Annotated in this window: 22 protein-coding genes; 12 read left to right on the top strand and 10 right to left on the bottom strand. The window is 66.8% G+C overall.

Annotation, left to right across the window (positions count from 1 at the left end; translation table 11 throughout):
* Nucleotides 1-9 precede the first annotated feature (9 nt).
* Nucleotides 10-531, top strand: a complete 522-nt coding sequence (locus tag O4H32_RS02730) for a gamma carbonic anhydrase family protein (protein WP_269356461.1) — start codon at nt 10-12, stop codon at nt 529-531.
* Between the two features lie 4 nt (nt 532-535).
* On the opposite strand, the gene O4H32_RS02725 is transcribed toward O4H32_RS02730, so the two are convergent.
* From O4H32_RS02725 to O4H32_RS02710, 4 genes are all read right to left on the bottom strand, one after another.
* The gene (locus O4H32_RS02725) at nt 536-1,591 is read right to left on the bottom strand and encodes a glycosyltransferase (RefSeq protein ID WP_269356459.1); all 1,056 of its coding nucleotides are present in this window, start codon (nt 1,589-1,591) and stop codon (nt 536-538) included.
* A gap of 16 nt (nt 1,592-1,607) precedes the next feature.
* Entirely contained in the window at nt 1,608-2,975 is a 1,368-nt protein-coding gene (glmU, locus tag O4H32_RS02720; RefSeq protein WP_269356457.1) for a bifunctional UDP-N-acetylglucosamine diphosphorylase/glucosamine-1-phosphate N-acetyltransferase GlmU, read from the bottom strand.
* Between the two features lie 76 nt (nt 2,976-3,051).
* Nucleotides 3,052-3,651, bottom strand: coding sequence for a PhaM family polyhydroxyalkanoate granule multifunctional regulatory protein (locus tag O4H32_RS02715; protein WP_269356455.1), 600 nt, complete (start codon nt 3,649-3,651; stop codon nt 3,052-3,054).
* Nucleotides 3,652-3,708: 57 nt separating this feature from the next.
* Nucleotides 3,709-4,512: an NUDIX hydrolase gene (locus tag O4H32_RS02710; protein ID WP_269356453.1), complete on the bottom strand. Its 804-nt coding sequence runs from the start codon at nt 4,510-4,512 to the stop codon at nt 3,709-3,711.
* Between the two features lie 546 nt (nt 4,513-5,058).
* On the opposite strand from O4H32_RS02710, the gene coxB reads away from it, so the two are divergent.
* From coxB to O4H32_RS02685, 5 genes are all read left to right on the top strand, one after another.
* Nucleotides 5,059-6,219 (top strand): cytochrome c oxidase subunit II, encoded by a 1,161-nt coding sequence (coxB, locus tag O4H32_RS02705; RefSeq protein ID WP_269356451.1) that lies wholly within the window; start codon nt 5,059-5,061, stop codon nt 6,217-6,219.
* An 85-nt stretch (nt 6,220-6,304) separates the two neighbouring features.
* Entirely contained in the window at nt 6,305-7,915 is a 1,611-nt protein-coding gene (gene ctaD / locus O4H32_RS02700; RefSeq protein ID WP_269356449.1) for a cytochrome c oxidase subunit I, read from the top strand.
* Between the two features lie 10 nt (nt 7,916-7,925).
* On the top strand, nt 7,926-8,042 hold the full coding sequence (locus tag O4H32_RS02695; protein WP_269356447.1) for a cytochrome oxidase small assembly protein: 117 nt from the start codon (nt 7,926-7,928) through the stop codon (nt 8,040-8,042).
* Entirely contained in the window at nt 8,039-8,233 is a 195-nt protein-coding gene (locus O4H32_RS02690) for a DUF2970 domain-containing protein (RefSeq protein ID WP_269356445.1), read from the top strand. The genes O4H32_RS02695 and O4H32_RS02690 overlap by 4 nt, the downstream gene beginning before the upstream one ends.
* Before the next feature lie 29 nt (nt 8,234-8,262).
* Entirely contained in the window at nt 8,263-9,138 is an 876-nt protein-coding gene (locus tag O4H32_RS02685) for a cytochrome c oxidase subunit 3 (protein ID WP_269356443.1), read from the top strand.
* Between the two features lie 112 nt (nt 9,139-9,250).
* Here the strand turns inward: O4H32_RS02685 and O4H32_RS02680 are convergent, their stop codons facing one another.
* Nucleotides 9,251-9,448: a twin transmembrane helix small protein gene (locus tag O4H32_RS02680; protein ID WP_269356442.1), complete on the bottom strand. Its 198-nt coding sequence runs from the start codon at nt 9,446-9,448 to the stop codon at nt 9,251-9,253.
* A gap of 35 nt (nt 9,449-9,483) precedes the next feature.
* Here O4H32_RS02680 and O4H32_RS02675 point away from each other — a divergent pair, with 35 nt between their 5' ends.
* The 6 genes from O4H32_RS02675 to O4H32_RS02650 all read left to right on the top strand — a co-directional run bounded on the left by O4H32_RS02675 (nt 9,484) and on the right by O4H32_RS02650 (nt 14,784).
* Entirely contained in the window at nt 9,484-10,263 is a 780-nt protein-coding gene (locus O4H32_RS02675) for an SURF1 family protein (protein ID WP_269356440.1), read from the top strand.
* Nucleotides 10,260-10,877 (top strand): SCO family protein, encoded by a 618-nt coding sequence (locus O4H32_RS02670; RefSeq protein WP_269356438.1) that lies wholly within the window; start codon nt 10,260-10,262, stop codon nt 10,875-10,877. Before O4H32_RS02675 ends, O4H32_RS02670 begins: the two co-directional genes overlap by 4 nt.
* Nucleotides 10,877-12,016: a COX15/CtaA family protein gene (locus O4H32_RS02665; protein WP_269356437.1), complete on the top strand. Its 1,140-nt coding sequence runs from the start codon at nt 10,877-10,879 to the stop codon at nt 12,014-12,016. Before O4H32_RS02670 ends, O4H32_RS02665 begins: the two co-directional genes overlap by 1 nt.
* Complete coding sequence (cyoE, locus tag O4H32_RS02660; protein WP_269356435.1) at nt 12,013-12,927, top strand: heme o synthase; 915 nt, start codon at nt 12,013-12,015, stop codon at nt 12,925-12,927. The genes O4H32_RS02665 and cyoE overlap by 4 nt, the downstream gene beginning before the upstream one ends.
* 63 nt (nt 12,928-12,990) lie before the next feature.
* Nucleotides 12,991-13,605, top strand: a complete 615-nt coding sequence (locus O4H32_RS02655; RefSeq protein ID WP_269356952.1) for an SCO family protein — start codon at nt 12,991-12,993, stop codon at nt 13,603-13,605.
* A 174-nt stretch (nt 13,606-13,779) separates the two neighbouring features.
* Entirely contained in the window at nt 13,780-14,784 is a 1,005-nt protein-coding gene (locus O4H32_RS02650; RefSeq protein ID WP_269356433.1) for a papain-like cysteine protease family protein, read from the top strand.
* Nucleotides 14,785-14,836: 52 nt separating this feature from the next.
* Here the strand turns inward: O4H32_RS02650 and O4H32_RS02645 are convergent, their stop codons facing one another.
* The 5 genes from O4H32_RS02645 to O4H32_RS02625 all read right to left on the bottom strand — a co-directional run bounded on the left by O4H32_RS02645 (nt 14,837) and on the right by O4H32_RS02625 (nt 22,032).
* Nucleotides 14,837-17,401, bottom strand: coding sequence for a cation:proton antiporter (locus tag O4H32_RS02645; protein ID WP_269356432.1), 2,565 nt, complete (start codon nt 17,399-17,401; stop codon nt 14,837-14,839).
* A 272-nt stretch (nt 17,402-17,673) separates the two neighbouring features.
* Entirely contained in the window at nt 17,674-18,579 is a 906-nt protein-coding gene (gene rpoH / locus O4H32_RS02640; protein ID WP_269356430.1) for an RNA polymerase sigma factor RpoH, read from the bottom strand.
* Between the two features lie 113 nt (nt 18,580-18,692).
* On the bottom strand, nt 18,693-19,544 hold the full coding sequence (locus O4H32_RS02635) for an endonuclease/exonuclease/phosphatase family protein (protein WP_269356428.1): 852 nt from the start codon (nt 19,542-19,544) through the stop codon (nt 18,693-18,695).
* Between the two features lie 15 nt (nt 19,545-19,559).
* Nucleotides 19,560-21,350 carry an aspartate--tRNA ligase gene (gene aspS / locus O4H32_RS02630; protein ID WP_269356426.1) on the bottom strand — a complete coding sequence of 597 codons (1,791 nt, stop codon included), beginning with the start codon at nt 21,348-21,350 and terminating at the stop codon, nt 19,560-19,562.
* A 31-nt stretch (nt 21,351-21,381) separates the two neighbouring features.
* Nucleotides 21,382-22,032, bottom strand: coding sequence for a DUF502 domain-containing protein (locus O4H32_RS02625; protein WP_269356424.1), 651 nt, complete (start codon nt 22,030-22,032; stop codon nt 21,382-21,384).
* Nucleotides 22,033-22,208: the final 176 nt, after the last annotated feature.

Genomic DNA, 22,208 nt, shown 5'->3' with positions numbered 1-22,208 from the left:
GACCGCCCGATGACCTGTTACGCCCTGGGGGACCTGACCCCGCACATCGATCCGTCCGCCTTCGTGGCGGCCGAGGCCACCCTGATCGGCGCCGTGACGCTGCGGGCCGGCGCCAGCGTCTGGCCCGGCGCCGTGATCCGCGCCGACAACGAGCCCATCGTCGTCGGCGAAAACAGCAGCATCCAGGAAGGCGCCGTGCTGCACGTGGACGCGGGCAAGCCGCTGCGCATCGGCCGCGGCGTCACGGTGGGCCACCAGGCCATGCTGCACGGCTGCACGGTGGAAGACGGCGCGCTGATCGGCATCCAGGCCGTCGTCCTGAACGGCGCCGTGATCGGCCGACACAGCCTGGTCGGGGCGGGCGCGCTGGTCACCGAAGGCAAGACGTTTCCGGAACGCTCGTTGATCCTGGGCTCGCCGGCCAAGGCGGTGCGCACCCTCAGCGACGAAGAGATCGCCGCCATGGACGCCGGCGCGCACCACTACGTGGAGCGCGGGCGGCAATACCGCGAAACCCTGCGCCCGCTGTAAAAGCCTAAGCCCGCCGCAGCCCGCGATACAGGCTTTCGTAACGCGCCACCATCGCCGGCACGGCATATTCACGCGCCACCATCGCCCGTGCCCGTTCACCCATGGCACGAGCGGCTTCCGGATGATCCAGCGCCCAGGCGACACGACGCGCCAGGGTGCCGGCATCGCCAACGGGCGCCAGCAGGCCGCGATCCGGCGCCAGGATCTCCCGATGTCCGCCCACGTCCGTGGCGACCACCGGCAAACCGGCCAGGCAGGCGTCCAGCACGCTGGTGCCCAGGGCCTCGAAACGCGAACTGCTGACGTAGACATCGGCCAGCGAAAGCGCGTCGGCCACGCGGGACTGGAAACCCGCGAACCGGTAATGATCGCCCAGACCCAGCTCGGCGACGCGTGCGCGCGCCGCGCCGGCCGCGGCGCCGTCCGCGCCGCAATGCAGGCACAGCACGTCAGGATGGTCGCGACGCAGGATCGAGACCGCCTCGATCAGGGTGAGCGGGTCTTTTTCGGGGCTGAGCGCCGCCGCCGTGACCAGCACGCGCCGGTCGTCCAGGCCGAATCGCGCCCGCAAGTCCGCCACCCCTTCGGGATCGGCCGGCGAGGCCTCGACCGCGCTGGGGATGACGGTGACGGGCAAGCCCAGCGCCCGGGGCGCGGCGGCGGCGGCCTCGCTGATCGCCACCAGGGCATCCGCGCGCGCCCATTTCCAGCGGTGGCGTGCCGTCGCGCCAGGGGCGTCGAAGGCCGTGCGGCGCGTGAACACCAGCGCGGCACGCAACACCGGCCGCAAAATCGCCAGCAGACTCATGGCCTGTGCCGTCTGCGCATGCAGCACATCGTAGCGCCAGCCCGACATCAGCAGGACGCGCGCCAGGCCCGGGACGCCGCCGCAGGCGAGCACCGGAATGCCTTCTGCGGCGGCGCGCTCGGCCAGGGGACCGCGAGTCCGCGCGGCCAGGGCGACCTCGTGGCCGCCCGCGCGCAAACCACGCAAGGTCAGCAGGGTCTGGCGTTCACCGCCCCGCCAGCCTTTTTCCAGATTCAGATGCAGGATGCGCACGACGCCCCCGGCATCGTCACGATTTGCGCGTCGGCCGCTTCCAGCCCGGAACGGACTGCTGCCGCGTCCGCGACAGGGTCAGCTCGCCTGCGGGCGCATCCCGCGTCAATGTCGTGCCCGCGCCCAGCGTGGCGCCCCTGCCGACCCGCACGGGCGCGACCAGCTGGGTGTCCGAGCCGATGAAGGCGTCGTCCTCGATCACCGTCTGGAATTTATTGACGCCATCGTAGTTGCAGGTGATCGTGCCCGCGCCGACGTTGACGCGCTCGCCGATCTCGGCGTCGCCCAGATAGGCCAGGTGGTTGGCCTTGGAGCCCCGGCCCAGGCGGGTCTTCTTCAGTTCGACGAAATTGCCCACGTGCGCGTCCGGTCCGATGTCGGCCCCCGGCCGCAGACGGGCATAGGGCCCGATCCGGGCCGCCTCGGCCACCCGGGCACCTTCGACATGGGTATAGGCGTCCAGCACGGTGCCCGCGCCGATGCGCGCGTCGCGGATCACGCAATGCGGCCCGATGCGCACGCCGTCGGCCAGATGGACCTCGCCCTCGAACACGCAGCCCACATCGATGAAGACATCGCGACCGCAAGCCAGGGCGCCGCGCAGGTCGAAGCGCGCCGGATCGGCCAGGGTAACGCCCTGTTCGAGCAGCACGCGTGCCTGCTCGCCCTGCCAGACACGTTCAAGCTGGGCCTGCTGGACGCGGCTGTTGACCCCCAGGGTTTCCCAACCGGCGGAAGGCTGTGCGTGCGACACGGACACCCCGTCGGCGACGGCCAGACCGACAATGTCGGTCAGATAGTATTCGCCCTGGGCGTTGCAATTGTCGACCCGGCCCAGCCAATCGCGCAGCGCCGCCGTGGGCGCGGCCAGGATGCCTGTGTTGACCTCGTGGATGGCAAGCTCGTCGGGACCGGCATCCTTGTGCTCGACGATGCGGCGGATGCGGCCCTGGTCATCGCGCACGATGCGGCCGTAGCCGGCGGGATTCGCCAGCGTCTCGGTCAACAGCGCCAGCCCTTGACCGCGCGCCTGGAGCAGCGCCCGCAGGGTGTCCGAGCGCACCAGCGGCACGTCGCCATACAGCACCAGACTGACATCGTCCGCATCGCCCTCCAGCAACAGGGGCAAGGCCTGCATCACGGCGTGGCCCGTGCCCAGTTGGGGCTGCTGCAGGGCGAAGCTCAGATCCTGCCCCGCGAAGGTCGCCTGGACCCGTTCGGCGCCATGGCCAGTGACGACCACGATCCGGTCCGGCGACAGGGCGCGCGCGGAATCCAGGACATGAGCCAGCATGGGCTTGCCGGCGATCGGATGCAGGACCTTGGGCAGGTCGGACTGCATGCGTTTGCCCAGTCCGGCGGCCAGAATGATGATGTTCAGCATGAGGGGAAGCGTGGGTGTGGAATCGAAGGGTCCGGCCGCGCGGACCGGACCCGGGAATCAAATCGGCGCAACAGACCTAGGCGCGGGACCGCCCGGATGCCTTCTTGGCGGGGGCTTTGCCAGTCGTCGATTTGCGCGCCGAGGCCGGTTTCTTGCGAGCCGGGGAGGTCCTGGCCTTGGCCGGAGCCGCCGCCTGCTCGGCGGATTCGGCCATCCCCTGCAAGCCGGCGGCGGTCGCGGTCGCCAACTGTTCGAACTGTTGCTGCACCAGGTTCCACCAGTCGCCCGCCGCGCGGGCATAGTCGGAGCCGGCCGCGTCGGCCGCGCCGGCGGGGCTGGCGGCTTCAGGCGCCGCACCCGGGAAAGCGCCGCCGGCGAAGGACTTCAGGGTGCTCAGGGTGCTGCGCTGGATTTCCATGCCCTGGATGGTGTTGGCCAACATCGTGGCGTTCAACTGCAGCCAGTTCTGCACCGTCTGCAGTTCACGGATGCGCCGGTCGAGATCCTCCAGGGACATGGGCGTCAACTGCGCGGCGTCCAGACCGCCGGCGCCCGCCATGTTCTGCCACGCCTGGCGCATCATGTCCAGGCCGGCGAACAGCGGGTTGCGGGCGGCATCGCCCTGCTGGCCGAAACCGGGCAGCACGAAAGGATTGGTGGTGGAGTCTTGCGCCATGATGGATTGCCTCCGCCGGCACCATGCCGGGATGATTGAGTCAGGGCTTGTTCGCGTTCACGCAACGTCGGCACGCAGGCGATGCCGCAGCGAATCCAGGATGGCCAGTTCGGCTTCCAGCGTGAAGGCGCCATGGGTGATCATATCCCACAGATCCGCCATTGCCAGGCAGCGGAATTCGAGCACCTCGCCATCCAGGTTGCGGGGCACGGCACCCGCGTCCAGCACGCAATCGCTGAGCAGCACGTTCTCGACCTGGTAGCCGTCTTCCAGGCGGCGGTGCATGCGCAGCACCGTGCGCAGCGGGCCATGCGCGGCCAGCGCCACGGCCGGCAGCCCGGCCTCTTCGAGGGTTTCGCGCAGCAACGCGGATTCCGGGTCCTCGCCCGCGGCGACCAGCCCGCCCGCCAGGGTGTCCCACAAGCCGGGATCGGTGGTTTTGTTCAGGGCGCGGCGCGCCACCCAGAGGCGCCCGTCCGGAGACCAGCCATTCAGGTGGACGGCCTGCGTGAGCAGGCCCAGGGGACGCACGGCGCCGCGCTCGATGCGGCCCAGCGGCCGGCCTTCGGCCATGACGTCCAGCAGTTCGTCGCGCCAGGCGCGGATGCAGCCGGCATCCCGCAAGGCCAGCGCCACCCCGTGCAGCACGGCATCCAGACCCAGCCGTGCGGCGGGCGCGGCAGTGAAATGCACGGCCTCGGGTTCGATGTGGACACCCGGCAGGCCGGCGACGGCCGCGAGCGCGGCGGGGCCGATCCAGCCGCCGACCCGGCCCGAGACGGTGGCCGGCCGGGCACCCGCGGGCGGCAACTGCTGGGCGCGGCGCACCAGGCGCGCATTGCGCGCCAGGATGTCGTCCAAGACAAAGGCCGCTGAAAAAGATTCCATCGCAGGATTGTAGTGGATGAGATCGGACACGCGACAGTCCCCTGCGGACTGTCGCGTGCCGATCGAATCGGAGCGCCTTGCAAGGCGCGACGTGGAGAGATGCCCCGGCTGGAGACGCCGCGTGCCGATCGAATCGGAGCGCCCTGCAAGGCGCGACGTGGAGAGATGCCCCGGCTGGAGACGCCGCGTGCCGATCGAATCGGAGCGCCTTGCAAGGCGCGACGTGGAGAGATGTCCCGGCTGGAGACGTCGCGTGTCCGACGAATCCTTGAAATACGGGCGGCGGGGATTGGTGGAAACCCGGAAAAGCCGATGAACAGGCCGCGGGCACGCCTGTACAAGCCCCGGTCAGTGGCTATAATCCCTTCAGGTTTATAAGGGTACCCCGGGCTGCAGCTTCCGCGATTCATTTTACGGCCTGGCGATCCAACCATGTGTGCGGTGGCCGATTGTTCTTGAACGCTTCTTTGACGAAGGTCAATCGACCCTGAAAAAATACACGCCAACCAAAGGGACAACATGAAGATGGTCAGAGGGACGTTGGGCATGATCGCGCTGTCGTGGGCGACAGCCGCCGGGGCGCAGGTTCAGGACATGCCGGGAGGTCCGGGGGTCAACCAGCTGAATCTGCACACCGGGGTCACCCCCATCGCAAGGGAAATCTATTCCCTGCACTGGATGATGCTGATCATCTGTACGCTGATCTTCATCGGCGTGTTCGGCGTGATGCTGTATTCCATCATCCGCCACCGCAAGGACAAAGGCCACAAGGCCGCCAAGTTCGAAGAGCATCTCGGCCTGGAACTCACCTGGACGGTGATTCCCTTTCTGATCATCGTCGGCATGGCCATCCCGGCCACACGCACCGTGGTCGCCATGAAGGACACCAGCAGCGCGGACCTGACTGTCAAAGTCACCGGCTACCAATGGAAATGGGGCTACGAATACCTTGACGGACCGGCGGCGGGGGTGCAATTCCTGTCGAACCTGTCCACGCCGCAGGACCAGATCGACGGCAAGGCGCCCATCGGCAACACCTACCTGATGGAAGTCGACCAGCCCATGGTGGTGCCTGTCGGCCAGAAGGTCCGCGTGGTGCTGACGGCCGCCGACGTGATCCACGCCTGGATGGTGCCCGAGCTGGGCGTCAAGCAGGACGCCATCCCCGGCTTCCTGCGCGACACCTGGTTCCGCGCCGACAAGCCCGGCATCTACCGCGGCCAGTGCGCCGAACTCTGTGGCAAGAACCACGCCTACATGCCGATCGTGGTCGAAGTGAAGTCCCAGGAAGACTACGCCGCCTGGGCCGCCAAGCAAAAATCGGCCATGGCCGCCGCCTCCGAGGATCCGAACAAGACCTGGACCAAGGACGAACTGATCGCCAAGGGCAAGCAGGTCTTCTCCACCACCTGCGTCGCCTGTCACCAGGCCAACGGCCAGGGCATCCCGGGCACCTTCCCGGCCCTGAACGGCAGCACCAAATTCGTGCTGGCGCCCATGAAAGGCCAGATCGATACGGTCCTGAACGGGCATCCGGGCACGGCGATGGCCGCCTTCCGCGACCAGCTCAGCGACACCCAGATCGCCGCGGTCATCACCTATACGCGCAACGCGTGGGACAATGCCGGAAAGGGTCCCGACCCCGTCGTCCAGCCCTCGGACGTCAAGGCCCTGCGCTGATCCGGACCGCAACCCACACGGCGAATTCACACGATATTTCCTCGCGCCGCCCGGAAGGCGACGCGCCCCAGGAAGGAGACATTCAATGAGCAGCGTCACGGTCGACCACATTCCGCCCCACGCCGGGCATGACGAACACGCCCACCACGTCCCGCACGGTTGGCGGCGCTGGGTGTTCGCCACGAATCACAAGGACATCGGCACGATGTACCTGATCTTCTCGTTCTGCATGTTGCTGGAGGGCGGCACGCTCGCCCTGTTGCTGCGCACGGAACTGTTCGAACCCGGCATCCAGTTCTTCCAGCCCGAACTCTTCAACCAGTTCACTACCATGCACGGGCTGATCATGATCTTCGGCGCGATCATGCCCGCCTTCGTGGGCTTCGCCAACTGGATGATCCCGCTGCAGATCGGCGCGTCCGACATGGCGTTCGCGCGGATGAACAACTTCAGCTTCTGGCTGCTGCCGGTGGGCGCGATCCTGCTGACGGCGTCGTTCTTCGTGCCGGGCGGGGCCAACGCCTCGGGATGGACCATGTACGCGCCGCTGTCGCTGCAGATGGGTCCCGGCATGGACTTCGCGATCTTCGCCGTGCACATCCTGGGCGCGTCCTCGATCATGGGCGCGATCAACATCATCGTCACCATCCTGAACATGCGCGCCCCCGGCATGACCCTGATGAAGATGCCGCTGTTCTGCTGGTCCTGGCTGGTCACGGCCTACCTGCTGCTGGCCGTGATGCCGGTGCTGGCCGCCGCCGTCACGATGCTGCTCACCGATCGCCATTTCGGCACGCATTTCTTCAACGCCGCCGGCGGCGGCGATCCGGTGCTGTACCAGCACGTGTTCTGGTTCTTCGGCCATCCCGAGGTCTACATCATGATCCTGCCGGCCTTCGGGATGGTGTCGCAGATCGTGCCGACCTTCGCGCGCAAGCGGCTGTTCGGCTACGCATCGATGGTGTACGCCATCTGCGCCATCGCCATCCTGTCGTTCCTGGTGTGGGCGCACCACATGTTCACCACGGGCATGCCGGTCACCGCCCAGCTGTTCTTCATGTACGGCACGATGCTGATTTCCATTCCCACGGGGGTCAAGGTCTTCAACTGGACGGCCACCATGTGGCGCGGCGCCATGACCTTCGAAACCCCGATGCTGTTCGCCATCGGCTTCATCTTCGTGTTCACCATCGGCGGCTTCACCGGCCTGGTGCTGGCGGTCGCCCCGATCGACATCCAGGTCCAGGACACCTACTACGTGGTGGCGCACTTCCACTACGTGCTGGTGGCCGGATCACTCTTCGCCCTGTTCGGCGCCACCTATTACTGGTTGCCGAAATGGTGCGGCCGCATGTACGACGAACGCCTGGGCAAGTGGCACTTCTGGATGACGATGATCTCGTTCAACATCACCTTCTTCCCGATGCACTTCCTGGGTCTGGCCGGCATGCCGCGCCGCTACGCGGACTACGCCGCGCAGTTCACCGACTTCCACCAGATCGCCACGATCGGCGCTTACTGGTTCGGCCTGTCGCAGTTGCTGCTGGCCTATATCGTGATCAAGGCGGTCCGCGGCCACGGCGCGCCGGCGGCGGCCAACCCCTGGGAAGGCGCCGAGGGCCTGGAATGGACGGTGCCCTCGCCCGCGCCCTACCATACCTTCGTGACGCCGCCCCAATATGAAGCCAGCCACTGAGATGCTCGACATGACCCCTGAACAACGCCGCCGCAATCGCCGCACGGGATGGGTCCTGGCCCTGTTCGCCGTGGCCATCCTGGTGTGGACCTTCGTGCGCGCGAACCTGTACGGGGTCGTGGGATGACGGAATCACGCAACACCTTTCTGCGCTCGATGCGCACGGTCGCCTGGGCGTTCCTGGGGCTGCGCAAGCGCTCCGGCCACGACGATGACCTGTCGCATCTGCGCCCGTCGCACCTGATCGCGGCGGGCCTGATCGGCGGAGCGGTGTTCGTATTGCTGCTGATACTGGCCGTGCGTCTGGCGACGGCCTAGAAGACGGAAGACCCAGAGGAGAGACAACAATGACAAGCGCCCAGATGGCCCACACCGGCGAGCCCCCTTACTACTACGTCCCACCGGATTCAGTCCACCCGATCCGGGCCAGCCTGAGCATGCTGGCCACCCTGATCGGCGCTGCCCTGTGGGTCAACAGTTACGCGATCGGCCCCTGGCTCTGCCTGGCCGGCATCCTGTGCATGTTCGTCGTGCTCTACGGCTGGTTCGGCGACGCCATACGCGAGTCCGAAGGCGGCATGAACAGCCAGCGCATCGACCACTCCTACCGCTGGAGCATGGCCTGGTTCATCTTCTCCGAGGTGATGTTCTTCTCCGCCTTCTTCGGCTCGCTGTGGTACACCCGCGAAGTCACCACGCCATGGCTGAGCAGCCTGGACACCCAGACCCTGCTGTGGCCCGGCTTCAGCGGCACCTGGCCGAACCAGGGCCCGGCGGGCACCATCGCATCCTTCCAGACCGTCGGCCCGTTCTGGCTGCCCACCATCAACACCGCGCTGCTGCTGTCCTCGGGCGTCACGCTGACCATCGCCCACCATGCGCTGCGCGCGGCGCACCGATCCAAGGCGATCTTCTGGCTGGGCCTGACGGTGGTCCTGGGCTTCACCTTCGTGGCCTGCCAGGCCTACGAATACCATCATGCCTACACCGAACTGAACCTGCGCTTCACCTCGGGCGCCTACGGCGCGCTGTTCTACATGCTGACCGGCTTCCATGGCTTCCACGTGATCCTGGGCGCCACCATACTGTCCGTGATCTGGCTGCGGCTGGTGCGCGGGCACTTCACCGCCGAACATCATTTCGGCTTCGAGGGCGCCGCCTGGTACTGGCACTTCGTGGATGTGGTCTGGCTGGGCCTGTACATCTTCGTCTACTGGCTGTAAGCAGCCAGCGGGGGGCTATCTCCAGCCTAGGGATCCCTCCGCCCCGCGGCTTGCAAGCCGCCCGGATGCGACGGGCATGGGACAGTCCGCAGGGGCGTTCCCATGCCCGGCCTCATGTCATGTTCGGATTTATCCAGCCCAGCGCGTGCGCCAGCAACAGGAACAGGAACAGCAGGATCGACAACCCCACCCGCCATGTCAGCGCCCAGGCCATCCGGTCGGTGCGGCCCCGGTCCTGCATGAGATACTTCATGGCGGAGCCCAGGCTGACGAGCACCCCCAGGAACAGCACGACGATCAGAATTTTCATGGGTATTCCCCGCAACACCAGGATGTAAGCATCGTATGACCCCGCCGCAACCCGCATCCCGCAAGAAGGCCGTCCTGGCCTTGGTCCTGCTGGCGTTGCTGGGCGCGGCCTGCGTTGGCGCCGGTCAATGGCAACTGCGACGCGCCCATGAACGCGAAACGCTGCTGGCCGCCATCGAGGCGGGCCGGCGGGCGCCGGCCCGGACGCTGGATGCGCGGCACCGCGACGGCCCCGACTGGCATCCGGCCAGCGCCCAGGGGCACTGGCTGAATCCTTTTACTGTACTCCTTGACAATCGCAACCTCAAAGGCCGGCCCGGCCTATGGGTGGCAACCCCGCTCGAACTCGAGGACAGCCCCGGCACCGCCGTCCTGGTGCTGCGCGGCTGGATCGCCCGCCCATTGCCGCCCGCCACGCTGCCGGACGTGGACGCGGCGCCGGGCCCCGTCCAGGTCCAGGGCACGCTGCTGCACCGGGTGCCTCGCCTGTTCGACCTGGGCAGCCTCACCGGCCGACCGGACACGTCCCTGCCCACCCCCTTCCCCGCCACCGACGGCCGCCCCCCCCGCATGCAGAACCTGCCGCTGGATGCCCTGGCGACAGCCACCGGCCTGGATCTGCTGCCGGTCGTCATGCTGCAGTCCCCCGCGCCTGACGCGGATCTTGTCCAGGACTGGCCCGGCCCCTCGACGAACGCCGGCCAGAACTACAACTACGCCCTGCAATGGTTCAGCTTCGCCGCGATCGCGCTGATCGCGGCCTGCATCACGGCCTGGCGCACCCTGCGCCGCCCCTCACCTTCTCCGCACGCATGACGACGACGACCTCACCCGCCCGCACCCGATCCATCCGCCCGCTCATCGCCATCCTGCTGGTCTGTCTGGCGCCGGTGGCGTTCGCCCTGCTGGCCTACTACGTGCCGGCCCTGGGCCTGCGCCCCGAATCGCGCACCCACTACGGCCAACTGATCGAGCCGCAGCGCCCCATCCCCGGCGACCTTGCCCTGCGGGACGAACAGGGCCGGCCCTACGACCTGAACCAGCTCAAGGGCCAGTGGCTGTTGATCAGTTCAGGGCCCGGCGCCTGCCCGGAGTCCTGCGTGCGCGGGCTGTTCGTGCTGCGCAATTCCCACGCCAGCCAGGGCAAGGAAGTCGACCGGCTGGAACGCGTCTGGTTCATCACCGACGACGCGCCCGCGGCCCCTGTGGTCGACGAAGCCTACACCGGCACACACATCCTGCGCGCCGATCCCGCCCGGCTGGCGGCCTGGCTGGCGCCCGATGCGACCGACCCCGCCGCCGAACTGGCGCGCGGACTGTGGATCGTCGACCCACTGGGTCACCTGATGATGCGCTTCCCCGATGCGCAGCAGCCCGAAGCCGTGCGTGACGACATCCGCACCCTGCTGAAGAACTCCCGGATCGGTTGATGAGCCGCATCGCAAGCGCCGCCGTCGAAACACCCGCCGCCGCTCCGGATGCGCCCGCACCGGACCGGACGCCCGGACTGCTCGCACGCTATCGCAAACTGGTGTTCCTGGCCTGGTTCCTGACGCTGGACCTGATCATGTTCGGCGCCTTCGTGCGCCTGACCGATTCCGGCCTGGGCTGCCCCGACTGGCCGGGCTGCTACGGTCATTTCAGCCCCCTGGGCGCCGGCGAGCACATCCGCGCCGCACTGGAGGCCATGCCCTACGGCCCGGTCAGCGCCTTCAAGGCCTGGATCGAGATGATCCACCGCTACGCGGGCGCCTTTCTGGGGCTGATGATCATCGCCATCGCCCTGTGCGCCTGGCGCCTGCGCCGCCTGCCGGGCCGCAGCCCGGCGCTGGCCGGCTGCGTGCTGGTCATGGTATGCGTCCAGGGCGCCTTCGGCGCCTGGACCGTCACCCACCGGCTGATGCCGCTGGTGGTGACCACGCACCTGGTGCTGGGAATGGGCCTGCTGGCCCTGATGACCTGGCTGGCCGCACGGGAAAAGGCCCACGCCCCGGTCCCCGCCGACCCGGGCGCCGGCCGCGCCTGGATGATCCTGGCTCTGGCCGTGCTGTTCCTGCAGGTGGCGCTGGGCGGCTGGGTCAGCACCAACTATGCGGCCCTGGCCTGCATGGATTTCCCCACCTGCCACGGCGCCTGGCTGCCGCCCATGGACTTCCGCGAGGGCTACGCCCTGCTGCGCGGCCTGGGACAACTCTCGTCCGGGGAACTCATCTCCCAGGACGCGCTCACCGCCATCCACTGGACTCACCGCAACTTCGCCTTCCTGGTCATCGCCCTCCTGGGCGCCCTGGGCTGGCGCTGGCGCCGCACACCCGGCCTGGCCGGCCCCGCGCGTCTGCTGCTGGCCCTGCTGGCCCTGCAACTGCTGACAGGGCTGACCACCATCTTCTTCCAATGGCCGCTGCTGATCGCCGTGATACACAACGGCGGCGCCGCCGGCCTGGTCCTGGTGGGCGTCACGCTGCTGTGGCGCCTGTCCAGGGCCGGAAAACCCGCCATCCCGGGCAGGGAAACCCATGAGCCGCCGCGCGACCGGAAATCCCTGGAAGCGCCTAGAATGCCGATATGACCATCGCCGCCGCCCACCATCGATCCCCATCACTGCTGCGCCAATACCTGGCGCTCACCAAGCCGCGCGTCACGCAACTGGCCGTGTTCTGCGCCGTGATCGGCATGTTCCTGGCCACGCCGGGCCTGCCCGACCCGTGGCGGGCGTTGAACGCCACGGTGGGGATCTGGCTGTTGTCGGCGGCCGCCTTCTCCATCAATTGCCTGGTCGAACGCGAAACCGACGCGCGCATGCTGCGCACGGCACGGCGCGGCACGGCCTCGGGACAGATCGCCGGCCACCAGGTCCTGTTGATGGCCGGCGCGCTCGGCGGCGCCGGCATGTGGATCCTGTACACGCAGGTCAACGCGCTGACCATGTGGCTGACCTTCGCCAGTTTCGTCGGCTACGCCCTGATCTACACCGCCATCCTCAAGCCCCTCACGCCACAGAACATCGTCATCGGCGGCCTGTCGGGCGCGATGCCCCCGGCCCTGGGCTGGGCCGCCATGGCCGACGCCGTGCCGGCCGAGGCCTGGCTGCTGGTGCTGATCATCTTCATCTGGACGCCGCCCCACTTCTGGGCGCTGGCCTTGTACCGCCACCACGACTACGAGCAATCCGGTCTGCCGATGCTGCCGGTCACGCACGGCCAGAACTTCACCCAACTGCACATCCTGCTCTACAGCATCGCGCTGTTCGCGGCGTCCGTGATGCCCTACGTCGTGCGCATGAGCGGCCCCGCCTACCTGGCCGCCGCGTGCCTGCTCAGCGGCCGCTTCGTGTGGCAATCCCTTGCGCTATATCGAAACTACACGGACGCCAGGGCGCGTAAACTGTTTCACTATTCGATCCTTTACCTGGCGCTGCTGTTCGCCGCGCTGCTGCTGGATCACTGGGTTGGCCTGGTTCTGGTGAACATCCCGGCCTGACCCGACGGAACCCCGACCCGGGCGCGCGCTGTCGCGGCCCTGGCCGACTCACCGACCTGGATGATGGACATGCCGTTCTCGATTCCGCGCCGCCGGCTCCTGGCCGGCGCGCTCGCCGCCCTTCCCCTGACCCTGGCGCTGCCGGGCTGCTCCTCGAAAGCCGAACCCCTGCCCTTCGAAGGCAACGACATCACCGGATCCCATCTGGGTCGCGACCTGGACATGGTCGACTCCACGGGCCAGCGGCGCACGCTGGCGGACTTCCGGGGCAAGATCCTGCTGGTGTTCTTCGGCTACACGCAATGCCCGGACGTCTGCCCCACCGCCATGGCGCAAGCCGCCCAGACCATGCAGTTGCTGGGCGACCGGGCCCGCGACGTGCGCGTCATCATGGTTTCCGTGGACCCCGCGCGCGACACGCCCGACATCCTGGGTGCCTATGTGCGGGCCTTCGACGCGTCCTTCATCGGCCTGACGGGCACGCCCGAACAGCTGGACAAGACCGCGCGCTCCTTCAAGGCCTTCTACGCCAAGGAACCCGGCCCGACGCCGGAACGCTACGCCATGAACCACTCGTCGGCCTTCTACTTGATGGACCGCGAGGGCGAGGCCCGCGCCCTCCTCGGGCCGTCGTTGACCCCCGAAGACATGGCGCACGACATCGAACTGCTGCTATAAACGGCGTACCGGCCGATCTCAGGGGCACGATACATCTCGACACGCCAGCACACACTGGAACCTTACTGACTGAGTTTGTTACTGATCTAGGTCCATTCGGCGATGATTTCACAATCGCCGCATGGTGTGTTCGACTTGTCGCTACCGGAGAAAACCGTCATGAGTCTACAGTCCTTGAGCAACACGGTGGGGGCCCTCAAAGCCGAATCGATCGCCACCGAAAACCTGATCCAGCCCAAGAAAAGCGGCCTGGACATTTTTCTGAGCGTGGTCACTCTCGGCCTGTATGCCGTCTACAAAAACAGCGCGGAAGAAAAGACGCGCAACGAACTGCTGGATCTGGGGAAAGCATTCCTCCAATGGGATCCTGATCGTTCCGATATCCCCTTAACCATCCAGGTTCGGGGCAAGACATACGAAATGTCCGACACCGCATCGAACAGCGTGCGGGTTCTCGACACGAAAACCGGCCGCACCCAGGAGATCGACAACCTGAGCTTGAAGGATATCCGCACGACGATCTTCTCCGATCTGATGCACCATCAGGATTTCTTTGAAGCGATGGAGCAACGTGTCCTACGCGATTCGTCCGTTCGTGTGGATCTGCAAGGCATACTCCAGGAACGCGCAAACGCATGCGGCGATGCCAGCACCAGCATGATCCTGAAATACCATGGTCGGGATTACTCGCCGGCCACGAACTCCCGCCCCCTCCTCGAGGGCCTCTATAAAGAAGAGGTGCTCGGGACCTTGCACAAACAACAGCTTCGCTCAGAAGAGGTACAACCGCGGCACCCACAGTCCTATTCGTGCGACGATATTTACAAGGGTCTTAACAAGAACGGTCCGCTTCTCTGCAATCTCGTCGGCCACTTCGTCGTGGTCCACGGAGTCAATCAGGCGCAAAACAGGGTCGACATCTTCTGTCCACTGCTGGGCAACCGCTGCTGCAGCATCCAGGATCTCAACGCACACCTCGACTGGGACGACGATACGCAACCTCTGATCGGATTCCAGCCGTCCACGACCGGTACGAACCAGTCCACGCCCGGCACCAATCAAGATCCCGAGTTTCGTCCAAGCATCATTGACCAGCTCGGTGTCCAGGTGCTCAAGGCCGGCTATGGCATCGGCAATGGTTGGCTCAAAACACCGGAAGCATTCGACAAAACCCTGTGAGACCGTGCGATCCGGTCCGCATACAGGACAGGCACGGAGGGATCGGCCGGATTCACGGATGCACTGACGGAGCCGCTTCCTCCGGCGCGCGGCCGAGATCCGGCAGCGGCTCGTGCTGGCGCTCGCCGGATTCGAACTGCCGCCAGACCTCCATCGCCCGCTGACGCTGGCGCACGATCAGGTCGATCTTCTCGCGCAGCATCGGATATTGTTGCTGCAGGCGTTTGAAGTCACGTTCCTGGAGCATCAACAAGCGGCTGTAGCCCAGCGACCGGGCGCGCGCCTGGAAATCATCCCCCATGGCCAGCGCCATTTCCCCGAAAATCTGGCCGCTGCCCAGTTCCGCCGTGGTGCCGTCCGGCAGATCCAGGACCACGGCGCCCGAAGCCACGAAATACATCGCGCGACCGCGGCCGAATCGCATCTGGATTTCCTGGCCCGGCAGCACCAGCCGGGGTTTGAGCACGCGGCGGATGGCCGACATGGTGCGCTCGTCCATGCCCTCGAACATGGGCACCCGCTGCACCAGTGACGCCGCGCTCATGGTGATGTCCAGCACGCCGCTGTTTTCCAGCGCGCCCCAGCGCGCATCCGTCTGCTGGATCAGGTCGGAATACGTTTCCCCGCTGATCAGATTGTGCGCCAGCATGTCGCGGTAGCGCATGCGTTCCATGGCGCGCGCCATGCGCGCCAGATAGGCTTCCTGGAGGTACTGGGCGTAGTTGGGATATTGCAGCGCCAGGGCCTGGAGCGCGCCTTCGAGCAACGTCAGGCGGCGCTGATGCGCCGCCACGATGATGTCCGTGACCTCCGTCCCCAACAGCGGCTGCACGTCGGTGCGGGCGAACTGGATCAGGCGGCGCGCCACGGACCATTTGCACATCAGGTTCGTGAACCGCTGGGCCAGTTCGCGCACCAGCCAGCCCTGCCAGCCGGTCTGGTGTTGCAGGCGCAGCGCCATTCGGAACGCATGGGAATAGCGCAGATCGCCATCGATTGCCGACTCGAAGCCGCGCAGGCCACCCGAACGCACCGCATCGCCCAGCCGCTCGGCGCGCGCCAGCAGGGATTCGGCCGTACGCCAGTCCACCACCTGGGCCTTGAGGGTCTCAAAGAACATTTCCTCCTCGCGGCCGGCCAGCATGCCCATGCCGACGGCGACTTTCTGGTCCAGGGTCAACTGGCGCACCTGCGACCCGTCCATGCCGGCCTGGCTGGCGTCGAATACCGCATGCAGGCGTTCCAGGACCTCGCCCCCGACATGCTCATTGTGGGCGATGTCGTCGATCTTCAGGCGCAGGGCCTCGAGCTCCACGATCTGTGCCTGATCGCGCAAGGTCCGGTCCACAGGCGACAACTGGTTCAATCCCAGCCTGTGGATCAACGGCCGCAGCGTCAGACCGTTGATGAACAAAGTCATGAGCACGAAACCGGTCGTGGCCACGGCGATGAACTGCCGCGCCTCGTGGGGCACCGCCGGCTGCTCGGTGACGGCCAGGGCCAGGGCCAGTGATACGGCCCCGCGCAGACCGCCCAGCAGCATCACCGCCCGATAAGAAGGGCTGACACCGGTGCTGAGACGCAGCCGGCCCAAAAGGGGCAGCAGCCCGTAGACGATGACCGCGCGCGCCGCCAGAGTGACGATGAACACGACCAGGATCAGCAGGACTTCCATCCAGGTGATTTCAGCCATCATGCGCGGAATCAGCATGGCGGCGAACAGGAAAATCAGGGAATTGGCCCAAAAGCCGAACTGGGCCCAGGCGCCTTCGAGTTGCTCGAAGGTCGTGGGCGACATGCGCGTACGGCCGCTGGAGCCCACCACCAGGCCGGCGATCACGGTGGCCACCACACCCGACACCCCCAGGTAGTGTTCGCCGACGAAGAACGTCAGATAGGCCAGCGCCACCGTCAGAGTGATCTCGGCCGTGGGCCAGCCGCGCAGCCACCTGAACAATTCGATGGCCGCCCGCCCCATGACCAGGCCAGCCAGGCCGCCTCCCAGGAAATTGACCACGAAACTGCGGAAGATTTCCACCACGGAGGGCGTCGTGCCGCCGAACAGGACGCTGAGCAGTACCGAGTACAGGGCGATCGAGGCGGCATCATTGAACAGGGCCTCGCCCTCGACCAGATTGGTGAGGCGACGCGGCGCGCCGACCTCGCGGAAAATGCCCACGACCGCCACCGGATCGGTGGTGGCGACGATGGCGCCCAGCATCAGGCAGACCACCAGCCCGTAGGGGGAGATGGCCGCCAGGGAGAAGCCGACCGCCACGGTGCAGACCACGACGGCCACGATCGCCATGACCAGGATCGGACTGATGTCGTCCAGCAGGCGTCGCAGATTCGTGGCCAGCGCCGTCTCGAACAGCAGCACGGGCAGGAAAACGAACAGGAAGGTCTCGGAGGAGATCTCGAAATGCTGCAGCGTATCCAGGAAATCGGCGACGACGCCCGGCGCCCAGCCATGCACATGGATGATGACGCCCAGGATGAAGCCGACGATGGCCAGCAGCACGGAATACGGCAGGCGCAGGCGCCCCGCCAGAGGGGGCATGAAGGACACCAGGGCCAGCAGGCCCGCCAGTCCGAATACCAAGAGGCCGATTTTCATGTCGGGAAAATACGCTCAGATCACCCGGGTGATATGTTACAGGCCCGGAGGGCCGGCACTCTGGAAAACAGATAAAAAAAGGGATGCCTGACGGCATCCCGTGAACATCCGCTTCGATAGGGAGGGGAAGAGGAGAAGCAGAAGCGGACGACAGAACGCGAGGCCGGCGTGGCCGGCGCGCGCTCATGAAGAATTGGTCCGCCCCCGGCGCCAAAAGTTCACGGCCTGCCGCGAGAAAAAATGCAAGAGAGTATGACCGGCCGCCGAAGGGCTCAGGCGGCCTCGAAATCCGCCTGCCGCTCGCTCAGGGCAACGCGCAATTTCTTCAGGGCGGCCGATTCGATCTGGCGGACCCGTTCGGCGGAGATGCCATATTCCGCAGCCAGTTCGTGCAGCGTGGCGCCGCCATCGTCGGCCAGCCAGCGGGCGCGCACGATATGCTGGGATCGCGCGTCAAGGGAAGACAAGGCGTGTTCCAGGCCCTCGCCCTGCAGCGCGTCCATGCCGCGACGCGCCAGCACCCGGGCGGGCTCCTGGGCCTCGTCGGCCAGCCAGTCGGACGGCGCGTAGCGGTCCTCGTCGTCGGACGGCGCGTCCAGCGCGCAATCGCCGCCCGACAGGCGGACCTCCATTTCGGCGACGTCTTCCGGCCGCACGTCGAGTTCGCGGGCGATGTCGGCGACCTGGTCCGGCGCCAGGCTGTGACCGTCGGGCCGCATGCGGCGCAGGTTGAAGAACAGCTTGCGCTGCGCCTTGGTGGTGGCGATCTTGACCAGGCGCCAGTTGCGCACCACGTATTCGTGGATCTCGGCGCGGATCCAGTGCACGGCGAAGGACACCAGGCGCACCCCGCGGTCGGGGTCGAAACGGCGCACGGCCTTCATCAGGCCGATATTGCCTTCCTGGATCAGGTCCGCGTGCGCCAGGCCGTAGCCCAGGTACTGGCGGGCGATGGAAACCACCAGCCGCAGATGCGACAGGATCAGGTCGCGCGCGGCGTCCAGATCGTTATGATCGCGCAGACGCCGTCCCAGGTCGGCCTCCCGTTCGGCGGTCAGCATCGGCAACCGGTTCACGGCGCCGATGTAGGCATCGATGGTGCCGAGCGCGCCGGGATTGGCGATCGCCAGCGCGATCTGGGACGGCGCAAGCGACAGGGCGGACGAAGAGGGGGTCATGGTGACAGGGTCCTCGTACTGAATGAAGTGATGTTAGCACTCCATGGCAAAGAGTGCTAATTTCAAGGTAACAAGAGTTAGGCGGCCGGACTGTGTAAAAGTTCCGCCCCGGATCAGGGAAGCTCCAGTTCCGCCACCAGCGGCGCGTGATCCGAGAGCTTCTTCCAGGGCGAACCATGCAGCACCCGCGCGCGGCGCACGGCGAAACCACGCTGGTAGATCCGGTCCAGCCGCAGCCAGGGGAACACCGATGGAAAGGTCCGGGGCGGCGGCGTCAGGCGCGCGTTCCCGTTCATGGCCAGTTCGGGCGCACGGCGCAGCGCCTGTCCGGGCAGCCAGGTCAGGCGCTCGCGCAGGCGCGACACAGTGCGGCGCAGCCGATAGATCTCGTCCGGTCCACGCGGCGCGGCGGCAAAGACCTCGACCAGCCCCAACTGCTCGACGAACAGCGGCGCCAGGCGATTGCTCCAGTCATTGAAATCACCGGCAATCAGCAAGGGCTCATGCGCGGGCACCAGGCGGCTGATGCGGTCCACCAGCGCCTGCACCTGGCGCGATCGCCCGCCCGCCAGCAGGCCCAGGTGCACCACCAGGCAATGCACAGGGACGTCCCCGACCCCGACCACGCAGTGCAGCAGCCCGCGCTGCTCCAGACGGTGGTCGGAAACGTCCTGATTCTCGTAATAAAGAATGGGGTAGCGCGACAGCAGCGCGTTGCCGTGATCCGTCGATTGGCGCACGGCGTTGCAGCCGTAGGCGACCTGCATGTGCAAGGCCGCCGCCAGGGATTCGTGCTGGGCGTCCAGGCTGCCGCGCACCTGGTTGCGGCCCTGGACTTCCTGCAGGAACACCAGGTCGGGCCGCAAGCCGTACAGGCCCAGGCGCAGGTCGGCCAGCGATTCCCGCCCACCCGTGGCCGAACGGCCCTTGTGGATGTTGTAGCTGACGACCCGCAGGACGGGCATGGCCGGCCTCCCCGCCTACTTGGGTTCCGTCTGGCGCAGGCGGATGTGCAGTTCGCGCAACTGCTTCTCGTCCACGGCCGACGGCGCCTGCGTCAGCAGGCATTGGGCGCGCTGCGTCTTGGGGAAGGCGATCACATCGCGGATGGATTCGGCGCCCGCCATCAGCGTCACCAGACGGTCCAGGCCGAAGGCCAGGCCGCCGTGCGGCGGCGCGCCGTACTGCAAGGCGTCGAGCAGGAAACCGAATTTCAGGCGGGCTTCTTCCTCGTCGATCTTCAGCGCCTTGAAGACCTTGCGCTGCACGTCGGCCCGGTGGATACGCTCGGAACCGCCGCCGACTTCCCAACCGTTCATGACCATGTCATAGGCACGCGCCAGGGCCTTGCCCGGATCGGTCTCCAGCAGATCCTCGTGACCCGGCTTGGGGCAGGTGAAGGGGTGATGCGCGGCCGTGTAGCGGCCCTCGCCCTCGTCGTATTCGAACATCGGGAAATCCACCACCCACAGCGGCTTCCAGCCCGGTTCGAACAGCCCGTTGGCCCGGCCGAATTCACTCTGGCCGATCTTCACGCGCAGGGCGCCGATGGCGTCAGAGACGACCTTGGCACGGTCGGCGCCGAAGAAGATCAGGTCGCCGTCCCGCGCGCCGGTGCGTTCGATCAGGGCGCGCAGCGCGTCGGCATGGATGTTCTTGACGATGGGGGACTGCAGGCCCTCGGGAATCGAGGCGGCGTCGTTGACCTTGATGTAGGCCAGGCCGCGCGCGCCGTAGATGCCGACGAACTGGGTGTAGGCGTCGATCTCGCTGCGCGGCATGCTGGCGCCGCCCGGCACGCGCAGGGCGACCACGCGGCTGGCCGGATCGTTGGCCGGGCCCGAGAAGACCTTGAAGTCCACGTCGCGCATCAGATCGGCCACATCGGTGAATTCGAGCTTCACGCGCAGGTCGGGCTTGTCCGAGCCGAAGCGGCGCATGGCTTCTTCCCAGCCCATGACGGGGAATTCGGGCAGCGCCACGTCCAGCACCTGGCGGTAGATCTCGCGCACCATGCCTTCGAAGATTTCGCGGATCTGGACTTCGTCCAGGAAGGAAGTCTCGCAATCGATCTGGGTGAATTCCGGCTGGCGGTCGGCGCGCAGATCCTCGTCGCGGAAGCACTTGGTGATCTGGTAGTAGCGGTCGAAGCCCGACACCATCAGCATCTGCTTGAACAACTGCGGCGACTGCGGCAGCGCGAAGAATTCGCCCGGGTTCACGCGCGAAGGCACCAGGTAGTCGCGCGCGCCCTCCGGGGTGCTGCGGGTCAGCATCGGGGTCTCGATGTCGATGAAACCCAGGGCGTCCAGGTAGTTGCGCGCCACCATGGACACGCGATAACGCAGCATCAGGTTGCGCTGCATCTGCGGACGGCGCAGGTCCAGCACCCGGTGCGTCAGGCGCGTGGTCTCGGACAGGTTGTCGTCGTCCAGCTGGAACGGCGGCGTGACCGAGGCGTTGAGGATCTCGATCTCGCGGCAGAGGATTTCGATCTCGCCCGAGAGCAGGTCGGGGTTGGTGGTCCCGGCGGGACGCAGGCGCACCAGGCCGGTGATCCTCAGGCAGTATTCGTTGCGGATCCGCTCGGCGGTCTCGAACGCGGCCTTGTTGTCCGGGTCCACCACCACCTGGGCCAGGCCCGCGCGGTCGCGCAGGTCGATGAAGATCACGCCGCCATGGTCGCGACGGCGATGGACCCAGCCGAACAGGGTCACGGTCTGGTCGAGGTGGGCTTTGGACACCTCGCCGGTGTAGCAAGTGCGGTTCAAGAATGGCTCCGTCTGAGGAAATGTTCGGGTTTCAATGGGGCCGCCCGCCGGGGGATTCCACGGCGGGCAGATCCATCTGTGTCTGGGGCGGCAGGCCGGGCGGCGCCACCACGCCCATGGACACGATGTATTTCAGTGCCGTTTCCACCGACATGTCGAGCACCTGGACATCGGCGCGCGGCATCATCAGGAAAAAACCCGACGTCGGGTTCGGCGTCGTGGGCACGTAGACGCTGACGAAATCGCCTTCCAGCAGCGCGGCGATTTCGGTACAGGGGGTACCGGTCAGGAAACCGATGGTCCAGGCGCCCTGGCGCGGATACTGCACCAGCACGGCTTCCCGGAAGGCCTGGCCGTTGGGCGCGAACACAGTGTCGCTGACCTGCTTGACCGAATTATAAATGGAGCGCACCAGGGGGATGCGCCCCAGCAGGGATTCCCAACGCGACAGAATGGCGCGGCCGATGAAATTGGCGCAGAAAAGCCCCGTGAGCAGGATCACGGCCAGGACCAGGATCAGCTCGAAACCCGGGATCGACACCCCGAACAGGGCCTGCGGCGTCAGAAACGAAGGCACCAGGGACATGAGGGTGCCGACCAGGATGGTCAGCACCCAGACCGTGGCGACCAGCGGCAGCCAGATCAGCAGCCCGGTGATGAAGTAGCGTTTGAGAAAGCGCATGGGTTCCGGGCGTCAGCCCGACGATGTCGAGGCGGGCGCGGCCCCGCCGGCGGCGGGCGCCGCGGCCGGGGGCCCCCCCGGGGGGGGGGGGGGGCCCGGCGGGGGGGGGCCCCCCCCCCCCACGACCCGCATCGAGGCCGATCTGAAGGACGCCAGCCTGAAGGCGCCGCGCGACG

The organism is Castellaniella denitrificans (genome assembly GCF_027214045.1).
In the GTDB taxonomy this organism is placed as follows: domain Bacteria; phylum Pseudomonadota; class Gammaproteobacteria; order Burkholderiales; family Burkholderiaceae_B; genus Castellaniella; species Castellaniella denitrificans_A.
Note: the sequence above shows the minus strand (reverse complement) of the source record. Positions and strands in the feature narration are given on the sequence as shown.

Bases quoted from the DNA above. Each gene is read 5' to 3' on its own strand.
- O4H32_RS02730 (WP_269356461.1), top strand. From the start codon at position 10: ATGACCTGTTACGCCCTGGGGGACCTGACCCCGCACATCGATCCGTCC.
- glmU (WP_269356457.1), bottom strand. From the start codon at position 2,975: ATGCTGAACATCATCATTCTGGCCGCCGGACTGGGCAAACGCATGCAG.
- O4H32_RS02715 (WP_269356455.1), bottom strand. From the start codon at position 3,651: ATGGCGCAAGACTCCACCACCAATCCTTTCGTGCTGCCCGGTTTCGGC.
- coxB (WP_269356451.1), top strand. From the start codon at position 5,059: ATGAAGATGGTCAGAGGGACGTTGGGCATGATCGCGCTGTCGTGGGCG.
- ctaD (WP_269356449.1), top strand. From the start codon at position 6,305: ATGAGCAGCGTCACGGTCGACCACATTCCGCCCCACGCCGGGCATGAC.
- O4H32_RS02695 (WP_269356447.1), top strand. From the start codon at position 7,926: ATGACCCCTGAACAACGCCGCCGCAATCGCCGCACGGGATGGGTCCTG.
- O4H32_RS02690 (WP_269356445.1), top strand. From the start codon at position 8,039: ATGACGGAATCACGCAACACCTTTCTGCGCTCGATGCGCACGGTCGCC.
- O4H32_RS02685 (WP_269356443.1), top strand. From the start codon at position 8,263: ATGACAAGCGCCCAGATGGCCCACACCGGCGAGCCCCCTTACTACTAC.
- O4H32_RS02680 (WP_269356442.1), bottom strand. From the start codon at position 9,448: ATGAAAATTCTGATCGTCGTGCTGTTCCTGGGGGTGCTCGTCAGCCTG.
- O4H32_RS02675 (WP_269356440.1), top strand. From the start codon at position 9,484: ATGACCCCGCCGCAACCCGCATCCCGCAAGAAGGCCGTCCTGGCCTTG.
- O4H32_RS02670 (WP_269356438.1), top strand. From the start codon at position 10,260: ATGACGACGACGACCTCACCCGCCCGCACCCGATCCATCCGCCCGCTC.
- O4H32_RS02665 (WP_269356437.1), top strand. From the start codon at position 10,877: ATGAGCCGCATCGCAAGCGCCGCCGTCGAAACACCCGCCGCCGCTCCG.
- cyoE (WP_269356435.1), top strand. From the start codon at position 12,013: ATGACCATCGCCGCCGCCCACCATCGATCCCCATCACTGCTGCGCCAA.
- O4H32_RS02655 (WP_269356952.1), top strand. From the start codon at position 12,991: ATGGACATGCCGTTCTCGATTCCGCGCCGCCGGCTCCTGGCCGGCGCG.
- O4H32_RS02645 (WP_269356432.1), bottom strand. From the start codon at position 17,401: ATGAAAATCGGCCTCTTGGTATTCGGACTGGCGGGCCTGCTGGCCCTG.
- rpoH (WP_269356430.1), bottom strand. From the start codon at position 18,579: ATGACCCCCTCTTCGTCCGCCCTGTCGCTTGCGCCGTCCCAGATCGCG.
- O4H32_RS02635 (WP_269356428.1), bottom strand. From the start codon at position 19,544: ATGCCCGTCCTGCGGGTCGTCAGCTACAACATCCACAAGGGCCGTTCG.
- O4H32_RS02625 (WP_269356424.1), bottom strand. From the start codon at position 22,032: ATGCGCTTTCTCAAACGCTACTTCATCACCGGGCTGCTGATCTGGCTG.